This window comes from Stieleria maiorica (genome assembly GCF_008035925.1).
GTDB lineage: Bacteria > Planctomycetota > Planctomycetia > Pirellulales > Pirellulaceae > Stieleria > Stieleria maiorica.
On the sequence record NZ_CP036264.1, the window covers coordinates 7975136 to 7989555 of the forward strand.

Here is a 14420-nt window from a genome sequence, read left to right on the forward strand (position 1 = left end):
ACTGAACGGTCACGTAATAACATAAGTTACATGAAGCGAGATAGCAAGCTCTCCGGCGTACTGCACATCCTGCTGCACATGGCCGAACTGGATGAGCCGGTGACGTCGAGTGACTTGGCGAAGATGATGGACACCAATCCGGTCGTGGTGCGTCGTCTGATGGCGGGGCTTCGCGAGCAGGGATACGTGCGATCGGAGAAGGGGCATGGCGGCGGTTGGACTTTGGCGTGCGACTTGGACGAAGTCACGTTGCTGGACATTTACCAGGCCGTCGGCAGTCCTGCGTTGTTGGCGATCGGTAATCGCACCGAGTCGCCGGGGTGTCTGGTGGAGCAATCCGTGAACGCTGCGCTTGGCAAAACATTTGATGAAGCCGAACAGCTGCTGCTGCGGCGGCTCGGTGAAGTCACGCTCGCCTCGCTGAGCGCGGATTGTCACAAGCGACTCAAAACCAAAGGCATTTCACTGAAGGCAAAACGGAACGCGCATGGCGTCTAACCCGAACTTTCTCAAAGCGGCTTTTCACGACCCGGAGGCGGTGGCCAAATATGCGGATTCGCCACGGATGGCCGTTCCGGGTTTCGCGGATATGCAGCGGATGGCGAGGTTGTTGCTGGCCGAGCGTGTGGGGAGCCGTGGCCGGATACTCGTCGTCGGTGCGGGAGGCGGCCTTGAGTTGAAGGCCTTTGCGGAAGCCGAACCAGGCTGGGAGTTCGATGGCGTTGACCCTTCGCCGTCAATGCTGCAACTTGCCAAGCAAACGCTTGGGCCCCATGCCTCGCGAGTCGCACTGCATGAAGGCAAGGTCGACGTTGCGCCCCGTGGGCCATTCGATGCAGCCACCTGCATTTTAACGATGCACTTCGCCGACATCGATGAGCGGAGACAGATGCTGACCGCCATTCGTCGGCGGATCAAACCGAACGGCCCGTTCATTGCTGTTCACTTGAGCTTTCCTCAATCAGGTGCGGCGCGAGCGCAGTGGCTTTCGCGATACGCAGCCTATGTGGTGAGTTCCGGAGTCGATCCCGAAAAGGCATCGCTGGCTCGAGACGCAATCGACTCCCAATTGGAGATTCTTGATCCTGGGCAAGACGAGGGGCTGATGCACGAGGCCGGGTTTTCTGACGTCAGTCTGTTCTACGCCGGATTCGCTTTCAAGGGTTGGGTGTCTTCTGCATGAGACACCTAATTGTTGCCAGCCGCCAACACTTGCTGTTCGTGACGATGGGGGAAAAACGATGGGGGAAAAACGATGGGGGCAAAACGATGGGGGCAAAACGATGGGGGCAGGGGGATGGCAGAACGATTCGGGGCAGAATGATGTCGAGCAGGGGGATGGCAGAATGATTCGGGGCAGAATGATGTCGAACGCGGGGCCGCGTGAGGGGGGATTTCTCGACGCGATGACTAAACACACGCCCGAAATCATGTCGCTAGCGATGGATGCGTCGGGTTTTCCAGCTGTTGGATCACGGCGTTGCTGAATCTGGCGGCAATGGCGCCGTCGACGACGCGATGGTCGAAGGAATACGACAGATAGACCATGTCACGGGCGTGGACGTTGCCGGCGACGTCGATGGACGGCTGTGTGAACCGTTTCCCGATTCCCATGATGCCGACTTCGGGATGATTGATGATCGGTGTGGTAAACAGTCCGCCGATGCTGCCGATCGAGGTCACGGTGAACGTGCTGCCGCGTAAATCACCAGCCGCGAGCATGCCACTGCGAGCGGCAGAGGTCAGCCGCTGGATCTCCCCGGCCAGATCGATCAGGTTCTTATGATCCGCGTGGCGAACCACCGGAACGATCAGGCCGAGTGGTGTATCGGTCGCGATCCCGATGTGGTAGTGGTCATGCAGGACGATTTCATTGGCTCGTTCATCCAATCTGGAATTCACCAGCGGATACTCCTTGAGCGCCGCAACGGCGGCCTGGACCATGAAAGGAAGAAACGTCAGCTTCACCTCCGGGTACGAATCCTTCAGTGATTCCCGCACCTGAACCAATTGGGTGACATCGCATTGATCGACGTACCCGAAATGCGGGATTTTCTGTTTCGCTTCGACCATGTGCCGAGCGATCTTTCGTCGCACGCCGCGAAACTTGACTCGCGTTCCCGGTTTCAATTCCTCCGGTGCATCCGGCTTTTGATCGGCGTGCACTCTGGTTCTTGCTTCGCGGGCGGGGCCGTCGTGGGATCGCGCGCCGGTATGGCGTGACGATCGAATAAACTCGGTCATGTCATTGATCAACACACGTCCATCCGGCCCGCTGCCCGGGACAGCCGCCAAGTCGATGGCCAATCCACGGGCCATGCGGCGAACGGCGGGCGCCGCTTGAACGCCGGTCGTCGCCGTCACGTGATGCGGTGTCTCCGTCTCCGCTTTCTCCGGCGATCGCTGCACGACCTCGTGCGATTCTGTCGGCTGGATTCGTTCAACTTCGGTGTCAGGGTCGACCGCGTCGTCGGCAGCCGATTCGATCACCGCTTCCGAGGTGTAGCTTAACACGACCTGGCCGACTTTCATTTCGTTGCCGGGGTCGACGTGCAATTTGTCGATCTGTCCGGCAAACGGTGAGGGGACGTCCATCGTCGCCTTGTCGGTCAGCACTTCGGCAAGACTTTGTCCGGGTTGCACCTGGTCCCCGGGCTTGACCCGCCACTCAACGAGTTCGGCTTCGTAGATCCCTTCACCAAGTTCGGGAAGTTGAAAGTCCATGGAATCGGCTCGTTACTCGGTAGTTGTTCGGAGCCCAGTTCAGGCGGGTTCCATTGCCAGATCCCGCATCGCCGATAGGATGTGCTGCGATTGGGGAACCGTGTTTTCTTCGTAGACCTGATTCAAACCGATCCCCGGAACATGCTTGGCCAACAGCACGCGCGGCCGACATAACAGGTCGTAGAAGTGATGATCGATGATGCGGCGGAGCAGATGCTCGCCAAAATTGGTCACCTCCGTGTCTTCGTTGACGATCAGGACGCGTCCCGTTTTCAGGACGCTGGCGGAGATCGCTTGCCAATCGTAGGGAAACAGGCTGCGCAGATCGATCACGTCAAAGCGGATCCGGTCGGTGGTCTTCAACTGATCTGCTGCGGAGACACACAATGGTAGTGTTCTGCCGTAGCTGATCACCGTGGCATCACCACCGCTGCGAACCAGCGAGGCTTTGCCGAGTGGAACGAAGTGCTCGCCAAGCGTTGGCCAGTTCGGTTGCCAATGTGTCCGATCGCCGACCGGGGCATCGATCATTTCCTTCAATACGACCGGGTCTTCGGGTTCGCCTGGAAGCAGGGTCTCACCGCGGACACGCAGCAACGCTTTCGGCAACAGCACCATCACCGGATTCGGATCGGCGATCGCCGAGAGCATCAACCCGTAGGCATCGATCGGATTGCTGGGCATGACGATCTTCCAGCCGGCTAGCCGCGTGGCCCAACTGTCGAAGGAGTGGGAATGGTACAGGCTGCCTCGGATCCCACTGCCGCTGGGCGTCATCAGAACCATCGGCAGGTTCCAGCCGCCGGCACTGGACCAAGATTGATTGCCGGCGGCCTTGAGCAAATCGATCGTATTGAACGCATAGTCGCAAAATTGAATCTCTGCGACCGGGCGTCCGCCGGCAAAGGCAATCCCCATGGCGGTGCCGACAATCCCGCGTTCATCGAGCGGGGAATTCCAGGCGGTCTCCAGGCCTTGCGTCGCGGTGAACACACCGCCCAACGGCGGACCGACGTCTTCGCCAAAGATATCGGTCACGCCCAGCTCGGTTTCGCCGTAGTGCAGCGCCATCCGTATGGCTTGGGCCATGGTTGCCATCGCATTGCTACCTGTTTCAATTGACGCCCCTCTCGTCGGGCACCGGCTACATCGGCAAACCCGTGTAGTCGTTCGGATAGACCCGGTCCACCTTGCTTGGTGCGTAGGTAAACCGCTGGACGTCACTCGGCTTGGGATTCGCTTCTGCCATGGCTTGTTCCACGGCGGCTTTCACTTCGGCGACCGCATCTTCGTGGACGGACCGAAGCTGATCGGCGGTGACCAGCCCGCTTTGGACCAGTTTCTGCTCCAATAACTCGATACAGTCCGGCTCATTCTTCACACGCAATGCGCCGCTGGATGAGGAGTGTCCGTACAAACGCGACACGATCGGTTCCAGGATGCAGGGTCTGCCTTTGGTTCGACAGAACGCCATTGCCCGGCGGACGGCGTGCCAGCCTTTGATCGCATCGTTGCCATCAAACACCAGTCCGGGAATTCCAAACGGTTCACCGCGATCAAGGATTTGTTTTTCGCCGTGCTGGGTGCAGGCTGCGGTCGAAATTCCCCAGTTGTTGTGTGTCACGACCATCAAGATCGGCAGTTGGTTGTCCGGCCGCGTGCTCCACACCATCGCGGTCGCGAAGTCTCCTTCGGCCGTGCCGGCATCTCCGCCGACCACGATCGTGATTCCTTCCCCGCCCGAGCGTTTTTGGACGATCGCGGTACCGGCCGCCATCGCGTACTGAATCTCGACCACGGATGTGACCGGAACGACGTTCCAATCGGGCCGGGAAAAGTGGCCGACAAAATTCCGCCCCATGGAAAACGGATCCGTGATTCTCATCGCCATTTGACGAATCGCATCGATCAGCGGCATGCCCATCGCCACCATCACGGCACTACTACGGTAGTGCAGATGAAGGTAGTCGTGGTTGGGGCCGGCGCCACGATTGACTTGCAGTCCCAGACAGGCGTTGAATGCTTCCTCGCCCGGTCCGCCGATCCAAAAGTAGCCTTCGCCCGATTTGCTCATCTTGATCATGCGTTCTTCCATCACGCGTGTGCGAACCATCACGCGGTGAATCTGAAGCGCCGTCTGCAACGGAAGCACGTCATCGCCACTCGTGATGACGGGGTCCGAATCGATCAAGTCATGGGTGTGAGCAATGTTCTGCATAAATCGACTCCGCACACGTGTCTCAAATCAGGTGTCCGGTTGAGTGATGCATCGGCACGGGAAGTTTGTCCAAGGCATGTGGATCAAAACTCCGTGGCTGACAAGCCTGGGTTGGCCAACTGTTGTCTTTCTCCGGAAGGGTGTCGAGTTGAGATTGGTAATAGGCTTGCACGCCCTCGGTCAGAATCGTTTCGGCACCGCACAAGAAACGCTCCGTGTCGAACCAGACGGTCTGGAAATCTTCCAGCAATTCGTCCAATGTTGCTTGCGAGTGATGAACCTCTTGCGCTTCGTGGTAGGTCAGGTAGCCCAGATCAACGGGATGCTCCAGCGATTCGTTCAATTTCCGCATCCCCGCGATCCATGGGGTCCACAGTGCCCCGGCCGCCCAGTTCTCGATGGCGAACGCCGCCCCGGTCGCCGTGCTCTGGTCGGTACTGGCATAGGTGTTGAAGGTGGTTTCAACAAACCGTTTGGTCCCCGGTTGTGCGATCCAGATCTTTCCCAAATCCTCGAACGCAAGCCCTAACCCTCTTGCGGTGTCCTGCATCCAGGTGAAGTGGATGGTGGCCGGGCTCCACTGGCCGGTCAATTCACCTTCAAATCCGTTCTCGTACGGGATCCCCTTCTCGTTCAGCAGCACCTTCAATCGCTCCTGATAGGCTTCCAACGTCGGCGCGTTGGCCACCAGTTTTGCCTGTGCGACATCGAACTGCAGCCCGAAGACGGAGAACTGTTGAATCTCGTGCCGCGCCTGGGCAAACGTCACCCCCTCGGCGAAGCGGCGCAGGTAATTGTTCGTGGCGATGATCGGGTGGCACATCACAAAGGCACAACAATCGACCAGCAGTTGCTGGAATTCGTGTGCCCGTTCCTGCTGCATCTCGCCTTGGTCGACCATCGCGGCCGCCTGCCGCATCACCTGATCGGCCTGTTCGGCGTACAGCTTCAAATGCGCCGGCAACGGTTGTTGGTCGGCGATAATTCCGACCGCCCGAAACACGTCTTCGCAGGGCGTGCTGAGCGATACGTGCGCAAGCTTGCCCATCGCAATGCCTCCTTAGCGGGGTAAAGAAAAGATGCCAGAGGCGGACTTAAATGCGCAGTCCTACTACAGATTCAATCCTATGCGTCGGGCGAGTCTAGACAAGGAATCGTTTTCGCAATTCCGGTCAATCGAGATTGCCTGGTGCGGACTTCGGGCGAACAATTGTTAGATGCCAAGGAGTGGTCGACGCAATCAGCTGGCGATCAAATGATTGGTTCGCAGGCTTGACACTTACTGCACTTGTCTTTTCAGTGAGGTCGCAGGCATGTCTTTAAATCCCCTGCCGTTGAGAGCGATCCATCACGTCGAGTTGCTGGTCGGCAACGCCAAGCAGGCCGCGTATTACTACCGCCGCGCGTTTGGTTTTTCGCAGCTCGCCTATGCCGGTCCGGAAACAGGTGTCAAAGATCAAGCGTCGTATGTATTGCAGCAAGGCGATACTCGGCTGGTCGTTAGCACACCGTTATTTCCTGATGACGCCATGGCCGAACACCTGCGCAAACACGGTGACGGCGTCTTGGACATCGCCTTTTTGGTGGACGATGTCGACCACTGCTACAGCGAGTCGATTGCGCGCGGCGCGCGATCCGCTGTGCCGCCCTTCAGCTGCGCCGATCGTGAAGGACAGATTCGGCGTGCAAAGATTCGGGCTTACGGCGATACGCTGCACTCCTTCATCTCCTTGGCCGATTACGCGGGCCCGTTTCTGCCGGGCTATCAGATTCACAGGATTCCCGCGGCCGGCGTCGGACTGAAGCGGATCGACCACATCGTCGGCAACGTCGAAGAGGGCCACATGAATGATTGGGGAACGTTCTACGATCAGGTCTTGGGTTTTCATCAATTCATGAGCTTCGACGACAAAGACATCTCGACCGATTTTTCGGCACTTCGCAGCAAGGTCATGGCCGACCCTTCGGACCAGATCAAATTTCCGATCAACGAACCGGCCACGGGGCGACGCAAAAGCCAAATCCAAGAGTACCTTGATTACAACGTCGGCCCAGGCGTGCAACACATTGCGCTGCTGACCGACGACATCATCCATACGGTCTCGTTGTTGAAAGAAAACGGCGTCGTCTTTCTGAACGTCCCCGATGCTTACTACGATCAGGTCTGGGATCGGGTGGGCACGATCGAAGAAGATCCCGACGAGGTGCGTCGGCTGAATCTGTTGGCCGACCGGGACGAGAAGGGATACCTGTTGCAAATCTTCACCATGCCGGTAGAAGATCGACCGACGCTGTTTTACGAGATCATTCAGCGCGGGGGCTGCAGCGGCTTCGGAAAGGGAAACTTCAAAGCGCTCTTCGAAGCCATCGAGCGGGAGCAAGCGCTGCGAGGTAATCTGTAAGCGATCGTGGACGGGGTCACTCGGAGGGACAGGCATGCCTTTTTATCACCAGCTCGGCGAAGTCCCTCGAAAGCGACACACCGTCTGGCGGCAGACGTCCGGTGATCTGTACCACGAACACGTGATGGGCAGCTTCGGTTTCTCAGGCCCCGAGTCGCTGCTCTATCACCTCCGCCCACCGACCACCGTTTGCCGTTCAAAGACACTGGCAAAGATCGACTGGAAATCCGATCCCGATGAAACGTTAAGGATGCGGCACTTCCAACTCGCCGAGCTGCCGACCGTCGACAGTGCAACGCTGCAGCGAACCGTGTTGTTGTTCAATCATCATCTGTCTCTGTCGATGGTTCGCCCGACCGTCGACGACGACTTTTTTTATCGCAACGGCCAGGGCGACGAAGTCATCTACGTCAGCGAAGGATCCGGTGTCCTCCAGTCGTTGATGGGGGAATTGGCATTCCGGCAGGGAGATTACATCGTCATCCCGCGCGGAATTCTGTATCGGTTGCAACTGACCGATGGGCCCTGGCGACTGTTGATCATCGAATCCGCCGGACAGATCGCCGCCCCCAAGCGATATCGCAACGAGTACGGACAACTGCTCGAACACAGTCCGTACTGTGAACGCGACATTCGCCCGCCACAGGCGTTGCCCATCCACGATGAAACGGGGGAGTTCCGCGCGGTGGTCAAGCAAAACAACCTGTTGACCGAAATGGTCTTGGACCATCACCCGTTGGACGTTGTCGGTTGGGACGGCTTTTATTACCCCTGGGCGCTCTCGATCCACGACTTCGAACCGATCACCGGCAGTTTGCACCAACCGCCGCCGGTGCACCAGACGTTCGCCGCTGACGGATTTGTGGTCTGTTCCTTCGTGCCACGCCTTTTCGACTATCACCCCGATGCCGTTCCCGCTCCGTACAACCATTCCAATGTGATGAGCGATGAAGTGATCTATTACGCCAACGACCAATTCATGAGTCGGCGCGGGATCGATTACGGTTCGCTCACGCTGCATCCGTCGGGGCTGCCGCACGGGCCGCATCCGGGCCGCGCCGAGGCGTCGATCGGGGTTCAACGCACCGACGAATTGGCCGTGATGCTGGACACGTTTCATCCCCTGCGCGTCGCGCGGGAGGCACTGGCGTCGGAAGACCCCGATTACGCTCGTTCCTGGTTGCTGTGAGGGCGACAGAGGAGGGTATACACAGATGACCAACAGCCTGGCAACGTTACTGGCCGGTTCGATCGACTACGCCGGCATCTTTCCGCCTGCGAAGTTGTCGGTCGATCAAGCTGTCCGCAGTTACGTAGACTATCGGCAACAAGCCGACGCGTGGTTGTTGGGGCGGATGGTCTGCGGCGTCGACCGACTGCCCGAACTTGCGGCTTGTTCCAGCCTGCTCCGCGGGACGCCGATCCGATTGACGCTGGTTTGCCCCACCGTGGGCGACTTCAAAGACGTGGCTGATTTCCAGCGGGCTCAGGCAGCTCATTTCTGCGTTGCCGCGTTGGAATTGAAATTGCCGGCGTGGATGGTCGAGTCGGTTGATTCACTGGATCAGTTTTTGGACCACGTCTCAAAGGTGACCGACGCGCTCGCAATGCGAAACGCGGACGTGTTCTTGGAGATCGCTGCCGGCGACTGGGGAAACGCTCTGACCAATGTGCTGTCGTCGATTCAAGCGAGAGGTTCTACACGCGTGGGGCTGAAAATCCGTCTCGGGGGACTGTCCGAAAACGCGCTGCCGACACCGCTACAAGTCGGCATCTTCATTGACGCTTGTCGATCTGCCGGCGTGCGCTGGAAGGCCACGGCAGGCTTGCATCATCCTCTCTCCCGTCCGAAAGAATCTGGACAGACAGAATTCGGTTTCCTGAACTTGTTTTCCGCCGCCGTGTTGGCATGTGTCCATCAGCTGGCACCGTCGCAAATCGCCGCGATCTTGGCGGAAACATCCGCCGACGCGTTTCAGTTCGATGAACGCTCGATGTCGTGGGGCGATCACGGGGCCACGCTGAGCGAGATTGCAGATGGTCGACGGGAATCGATCCGATCATTCGGAAGCTGTAGTTTTGAGGAACCTCGCGATGGACTACGGCAATTGAATCTGTTCGGCGCGTCCGATCCATTGGAAGTTCATCAGACAGAGTCCCCGTCATGATTTCGACGACCGATCCTCGTCTTCGCAGCTTCGTTCCGGCAGAGCCCGAGTCGCACTTTCCGATTCAGAATCTTCCCTACGGTGTTTTCCGGCCTCCCGGCGGAACGCCCCGAGTCGGCGTGGCCATCGGCGATCGTGTATTGGACCTCTCTGTGCTTGCCAGCCGGCACTTGTTGGATGTCCCCGAAGCAGAACACGTTTTTTCACAGGGATCCCTGAATGCATTCATGGCACTCGGTCGAACGGCATGGGGACAGACTCGCCGAACCATCAGCCACCTGCTGCGTTCCGATGTGGCGACCATTCGCGATGACATCGAACTACGCGAGCAAACTCTGTTGCCGATCGAAGAGGTTGAATTGTTGTTGCCGATTGAAATCGGTGACTACACCGACTTTTATTCCTCGCGGCACCACGCGACCAACGTCGGTTCGATGATCCGAGGACCAGAGAATGCGTTGAATCCGAATTGGGTGCACCTGCCGGTTGCCTACCACGGCCGCGCCAGTTCGGTAGTCGTCTCCGGAACCAATGTGTTTCGCCCTCGAGGTCAGCGTCTGACAGCGCAGGGAGACGCACCATCACTGGGACCAAGTCGCGCGGTCGATTTCGAATTGGAAGTCGGCTTCGTGATCGGAACCGGCAACACGTTGGGGCATCCCGTTTCGATCGATCAAGCCGAGGAGCATGTTTTCGGTGTCGTTCTGGTGAACGACTGGAGTGCTCGCGACATACAGAAATGGGAGTATCAGCCGCTGGGGCCGTTTCTTTCCAAGAACTTCGCCACCAGCATTTCACCGTGGGTCGTCACCCTGGAAGCGTTGGCACCCTTCCGCAGTGAAGGTCCACGGCAAGATCCGCCCCCGTTGCCTTATTTGGCGGGCACGACCAACCGCACATTCGACATTCATCTGGAAGCGGTGCTGCGAACCTCCCGCATGCCCAAGGGCCAGAGAATCACCGCCACCAACTTGCGTCACGTCTATTGGAGTTTCTCGCAGCAGGTGGCACACCACACGGTCAACGGTTGCAACCTGCGCACCGGTGATCTACTGGCCACCGGAACGGTCAGCGGACCGAGTCCCGATTCACTTGGTTGTTTGTTGGAAATCAGCCAGGGTGGGAAGCAGCCGCTTGCCCTAGCCACCGGCGAGACTCGGACATTCCTAGAAGACGGCGATCAGGTCACGCTGACCGGGTGGTGCCGGGGAGACGGTTATCGCATCGGCTTCGGCGAAGTGACCGGTACGGTGTTGCCGGCTAGAGAAGTGTAAATCGTGAACAAGGGGACGGCCCCATGTCTCAGCCACTATGGCGACCGACCGACGAGAGGATTGCTCAGGCAAACTTGACCGCATTCATCAAGCGGGTCCAGGGGTGTCGCCCGGCAGTCACCGACTTCAAAAGCCTGTACGAGTGGTCGATCGATCAACCGGAAGAGTTCTGGACGAGTGTCTGGGAGTTCTGCGACGTCCGCGCGGAGCGCAAATGGCACCGCGTCATCGCTGATCGTGTGAATCCGACGTTGCCCGTGATGGCAAAACAATGGTTTCCCGGCGCGACACTGAACTTTGCCGAAAACTTGATGCGATTTCGCGATGATCAGGAATCCTTGGTGTTTTGGAACGAACAGGGGCGGCAACGTTCGCTGACCTATCGCGAGCTGTTTGACAACGTTTCTCGCTTGGCAGCCGCACTTCGTCGCGACGGCGTCACCGTGGGGGATCGCGTTGCTGCGTTCATGCCCAATCTTCCCGAAACGGTGATCGCGATGTTGGCCACGACCAGCATCGGAGCGATCTGGTCGTCGACATCGCCCGATTTCGGGACCGAAGGCACGCTGGATCGCTTCGGCCAGATCAAGCCCAAGATCCTCTTCGCCGCCGACGGCTACCGGTACGCTGGCAAGGAATTCGATTCGATCGCTCGTGTGGTGCAGATCAGTCGGCAGATTCCCAGTATCAAGAAGACCGTGATCACCAGCTACTTGGGTCACGACAGGCCCAACAACCGTTTCGAACCGTCGATTTCCCTGGAAGATTACGTCGCCACGGCCCCAGGTGAATCAGGGCCATTGCCATTCGAACAATTGCCGTTTGACCATCCGATCTACATTCTCTATTCATCCGGCACGACGGGGGTTCCGAAGTGCATCGTGCACGGCGCAGGAGGAACCCTGCTTCAGCATCTGAAGGAGTTGGTCCTGCACACGGACCTGAAACGTGACGACCGCATCTTCTATTTCACCACCTGTGGATGGATGATGTGGAATTGGCTTGTTTCCAGTCTGGCCGTCGGAGCGACGGTGGTCCTGTACGATGGGTCGCCGATGCATCCCAGTCCCAACGTTTTGTGGGACATGGCCGAACAAGAACGAATCACCGTGTTCGGCACCAGTGCGAGGTATCTGACGGCAATCGAGAAAGCCGGCGTCGTGCCCGCAAAGACACATGATCTATCTTCGCTGCGGACGATTCTGTCGACCGGATCAACGCTGGCTGCGGAGAGTTTTAGCTACGTCTATGAAAATATCAAACGAGACGTCTGTCTTTCGTCCATCTCAGGCGGCACCGATCTGGTTTCCTGCTTTGCACTCGGAAACCCGATCGGTCCGGTCTATCGCGGCGAACTGCAAACGCGAGGGTTGGGCATGGACGTCCGCGTGTTTAACGAACAGGGCCGACCGGTCTGCGGCGAAAAGGGCGAGCTGGTTTGTGTGGCATCGTTCCCGTCGATGCCGATCCGATTTTGGAACGACGATGACGGTCAAAAGTATCGCGCGGCGTACTTTGAGCACTTTCCCGGCGTTTGGCGCCACGGCGATTGGGTGGAGCTGACCGAACATGACGGGATGACCTTTTTCGGACGAAGTGATGCGGTGCTCAACCCCGGGGGCGTGCGGATCGGAACGGCTGAAATCTACCGTCAAGTGGAAAAGTTGGGCGAAGTCCTCGAGAGCATCGTCACAACGAAGCAGTGTGACGACGATGAGCGGCTGGTCCTGTTCGTCAAGTTGAGGCCAAATCTGACGTTGGACGATTCATTGCGTGACAAGATCCGCAAGCAAATCCGCGACAACACAACGCCGCGACACGTGCCTTGGAAAATCCTGCAGGTCGCCGACATTCCTCGCACCAGAAGCGGCAAGATCGTCGAGTTGGCCGTGCGTGATGTGATCCACAACCGCCCGGTAAAAAACGAACACGCTTTGGCCAATCCCGAGGCGTTGCAATTGTACAAGGACTTGCCAGAACTGAAGACACCCAAGGGATAGCCGTCCACTGTCGCCGCGTGGCAGCGACCGGGAATCGGCTAAAGGCCAATACCGCTAAGTTAAGGTCGGGGGAGAAGCCCGGACGCTGGCGCGAACCGGCTGATGTCGGACGATGATCAGCCGTTTGGCGCGAGCCTACGGGCCCTCCCCGCAGGAAACAACGCTTAACTTAGCGGTATTGGCCTAAAGGCTAGACACCAACGGTTGCCGAAGGTCTTCGCGACTGTTGCTACTCCATTATGTGACCCAAGATCCGACCATGGACCGAACGATTGAACCCTTCAAGATCAAGATGGTCGAGCCGATCAAGTTGACCACGCGGGAACAGCGCGAAACGATCCTGCGCAGCGCCCACTTCAACATGTTTCAGATCGCTGCCGAGGATGTCATCATCGACCTTTTGACGGACAGTGGCACGTCGGCGATGAGCAGCAAGCAGTGGTCGGGGATCCTGGACGGCGATGAATCTTATGCGGGTGCTCGTAGCTGGTATCGATTTGAAAGCGTGATCCGTGATTTGACTGGGATGCCGCACGTTCTGCCCACGCATCAGGGGCGGGCGAGTGAACGGATTTTGTTCGAACTAGTGGGAGGTCCGGGCAAAGTCATTCCCGGCAACTATCACTTCGACACCACCCGCGGCAACATCGAACACTCCGGCGCCCGAGCGGTTGACTTACTGACCGAAGAAGCGTCCCACACACGCAGTCGTTACCCCTTCAAAGGCAACATCGATGTCAACCAGCTGAACCGGTTGATCGACGATGTCGGAGCTGAGCAGATTCCGTTGTGCGTCATCACGATCACCAACAATAGTGTTGGCGGTCAGCCCGTGAGTCTGGAAAACTTGCGTCAAACGCACGACATCTGCCAGCGTAGCGGTATCAAGTTGTTTCTCGACGCCGCGAGATTCGCTGAGAACGCTTGGCTGATCCACGAACGGGAATCGGGACAGAAGCACCGCAGCGTACGGGAGATCGTCCGCGAGATGTTTGATTTGGCCGACGGAGCGATGATCAGCGCCAAGAAAGATGGCCTGGTCAACATCGGTGGCGTGTTGCTGATGCGCGAGGACGACCTTGCACAGCGGGCGGACAGTCTGTTGATCTTGACCGAGGGCTTTGTCACCTATGGTGGATTGGCCGGTCGTGATCTGGAAGCGATGGCTCAAGGGTTCACGGAAGTCTTGGACGAAGACTACCTGGCCTACCGAATCGCCAGCGTCGCCTACCTGGGCCAGCGACTTTTAGATGCCGGTATTCAAATCATCGAGCCACCGGGAGGCCACGCGATCTACATCGATGCATGCGAATTCTGCCCGCACATTCCTGCTGAACAGTATCCCGGGCAATCGCTGGTTTGCGCGTTCTATCGACACGCAGGGATCCGAGCCGTAGAAATCGGCAGTGTGATGTTCGGTAAAAACCACTCGCATAAGGAATTGACTCGGCTGGCGATTCCGCGGAGGGTCTACACGAAAAGCCAGATCGATTACGTCGCGGACGCGATCATTGAAGTGCACCAGCAACGCCAGACGCTGCGTGGTTTGCGGATCACGGAAGCTTCACAGACGCTTCGCCACTTCACGGCGAAATTCGCCGAATTGTGACTTTCCTACGATAACCTAGCTGGAC

Annotated in this window: 12 protein-coding genes; 8 read left to right on the forward strand and 4 right to left on the reverse strand. The window is 58.1% G+C overall.

The window, feature by feature from the left end; all coding sequences use genetic code 11:
- The first annotated feature begins 30 nt into the window (after positions 1-30).
- Both Mal15_RS27150 and Mal15_RS27155 read left to right on the forward strand, forming a co-directional pair.
- Positions 31-498, forward strand: coding sequence for an Rrf2 family transcriptional regulator (locus Mal15_RS27150; protein WP_147870630.1), 468 nt, complete (start codon positions 31-33; stop codon positions 496-498).
- Positions 488-1183, forward strand: a complete 696-nt coding sequence (locus Mal15_RS27155) for a class I SAM-dependent methyltransferase (protein WP_147870631.1) — start codon at positions 488-490, stop codon at positions 1181-1183. Before Mal15_RS27150 ends, Mal15_RS27155 begins: the two co-directional genes overlap by 11 nt.
- A 245-nt stretch (positions 1184-1428) precedes the next feature.
- Here the strand turns inward: Mal15_RS27155 and Mal15_RS27160 are convergent, their stop codons facing one another.
- From Mal15_RS27160 to Mal15_RS27175, 4 genes are read right to left on the reverse strand one after another with little or no spacing between them, the layout of a single operon-like run.
- Positions 1429-2724: a dihydrolipoamide acetyltransferase family protein gene (locus tag Mal15_RS27160; RefSeq protein WP_147870632.1), complete on the reverse strand. Its 1296-nt coding sequence runs from the start codon at positions 2722-2724 to the stop codon at positions 1429-1431.
- A 39-nt stretch (positions 2725-2763) separates the two neighbouring features.
- Positions 2764-3813 carry an alpha-ketoacid dehydrogenase subunit beta gene (locus Mal15_RS27165; RefSeq protein ID WP_199773743.1) on the reverse strand — a complete coding sequence of 350 codons (1050 nt, stop codon included), beginning with the start codon at positions 3811-3813 and terminating at the stop codon, positions 2764-2766.
- Between the two features lie 55 nt (positions 3814-3868).
- The gene (locus Mal15_RS27170; RefSeq protein WP_147870634.1) at positions 3869-4942 is read right to left on the reverse strand and encodes a thiamine pyrophosphate-dependent dehydrogenase E1 component subunit alpha; all 1074 of its coding nucleotides are present in this window, start codon (positions 4940-4942) and stop codon (positions 3869-3871) included.
- A gap of 22 nt (positions 4943-4964) precedes the next feature.
- Positions 4965-5990 (reverse strand): hypothetical protein, encoded by a 1026-nt coding sequence (locus Mal15_RS27175; RefSeq protein ID WP_147870635.1) that lies wholly within the window; start codon positions 5988-5990, stop codon positions 4965-4967.
- 265 nt (positions 5991-6255) lie between these two features.
- Between Mal15_RS27175 and hppD the strand changes: the two genes are divergently transcribed.
- From hppD to Mal15_RS27205, 6 genes are all read left to right on the forward strand, one after another.
- Complete coding sequence (hppD, locus tag Mal15_RS27180; RefSeq protein ID WP_147870636.1) at positions 6256-7344, forward strand: 4-hydroxyphenylpyruvate dioxygenase; 1089 nt, start codon at positions 6256-6258, stop codon at positions 7342-7344.
- A 34-nt stretch (positions 7345-7378) separates the two neighbouring features.
- Positions 7379-8533 carry a homogentisate 1,2-dioxygenase gene (locus Mal15_RS27185; RefSeq protein WP_147870637.1) on the forward strand — a complete coding sequence of 385 codons (1155 nt, stop codon included), beginning with the start codon at positions 7379-7381 and terminating at the stop codon, positions 8531-8533.
- Positions 8534-8558: 25 nt separating this feature from the next.
- Complete coding sequence (locus Mal15_RS27190) at positions 8559-9512, forward strand: hypothetical protein (protein ID WP_147870638.1); 954 nt, start codon at positions 8559-8561, stop codon at positions 9510-9512.
- Positions 9509-10786, forward strand: coding sequence for a fumarylacetoacetase (fahA, locus tag Mal15_RS27195; protein ID WP_147870639.1), 1278 nt, complete (start codon positions 9509-9511; stop codon positions 10784-10786). Before Mal15_RS27190 ends, fahA begins: the two co-directional genes overlap by 4 nt.
- A gap of 23 nt (positions 10787-10809) precedes the next feature.
- Positions 10810-12786, forward strand: a complete 1977-nt coding sequence (locus Mal15_RS27200) for an acetoacetate--CoA ligase (protein WP_147870640.1) — start codon at positions 10810-10812, stop codon at positions 12784-12786.
- Positions 12787-13045: 259 nt separating this feature from the next.
- Positions 13046-14395: a tryptophanase gene (locus Mal15_RS27205; RefSeq protein WP_147870641.1), complete on the forward strand. Its 1350-nt coding sequence runs from the start codon at positions 13046-13048 to the stop codon at positions 14393-14395.
- The last annotated feature ends 25 nt before the right edge of the window (positions 14396-14420 follow it).

Coding starts and splice junctions, on each gene's coding strand:
- Mal15_RS27150 (WP_147870630.1), top strand. CDS start 31: ATGAAGCGAGATAGCAAGCTCTCCGGCGTACTGCACATCCTGCTGCAC.
- Mal15_RS27155 (WP_147870631.1), top strand. CDS start 488: ATGGCGTCTAACCCGAACTTTCTCAAAGCGGCTTTTCACGACCCGGAG.
- Mal15_RS27160 (WP_147870632.1), bottom strand. CDS start 2,724: ATGGACTTTCAACTTCCCGAACTTGGTGAAGGGATCTACGAAGCCGAA.
- Mal15_RS27165 (WP_199773743.1), bottom strand. CDS start 3,813: ATGGCCCAAGCCATACGGATGGCGCTGCACTACGGCGAAACCGAGCTG.
- Mal15_RS27170 (WP_147870634.1), bottom strand. CDS start 4,942: ATGCAGAACATTGCTCACACCCATGACTTGATCGATTCGGACCCCGTC.
- Mal15_RS27175 (WP_147870635.1), bottom strand. CDS start 5,990: ATGGGCAAGCTTGCGCACGTATCGCTCAGCACGCCCTGCGAAGACGTG.
- hppD (WP_147870636.1), top strand. CDS start 6,256: ATGTCTTTAAATCCCCTGCCGTTGAGAGCGATCCATCACGTCGAGTTG.
- Mal15_RS27185 (WP_147870637.1), top strand. CDS start 7,379: ATGCCTTTTTATCACCAGCTCGGCGAAGTCCCTCGAAAGCGACACACC.
- Mal15_RS27190 (WP_147870638.1), top strand. CDS start 8,559: ATGACCAACAGCCTGGCAACGTTACTGGCCGGTTCGATCGACTACGCC.
- fahA (WP_147870639.1), top strand. CDS start 9,509: ATGATTTCGACGACCGATCCTCGTCTTCGCAGCTTCGTTCCGGCAGAG.
- Mal15_RS27200 (WP_147870640.1), top strand. CDS start 10,810: ATGTCTCAGCCACTATGGCGACCGACCGACGAGAGGATTGCTCAGGCA.
- Mal15_RS27205 (WP_147870641.1), top strand. CDS start 13,046: ATGGACCGAACGATTGAACCCTTCAAGATCAAGATGGTCGAGCCGATC.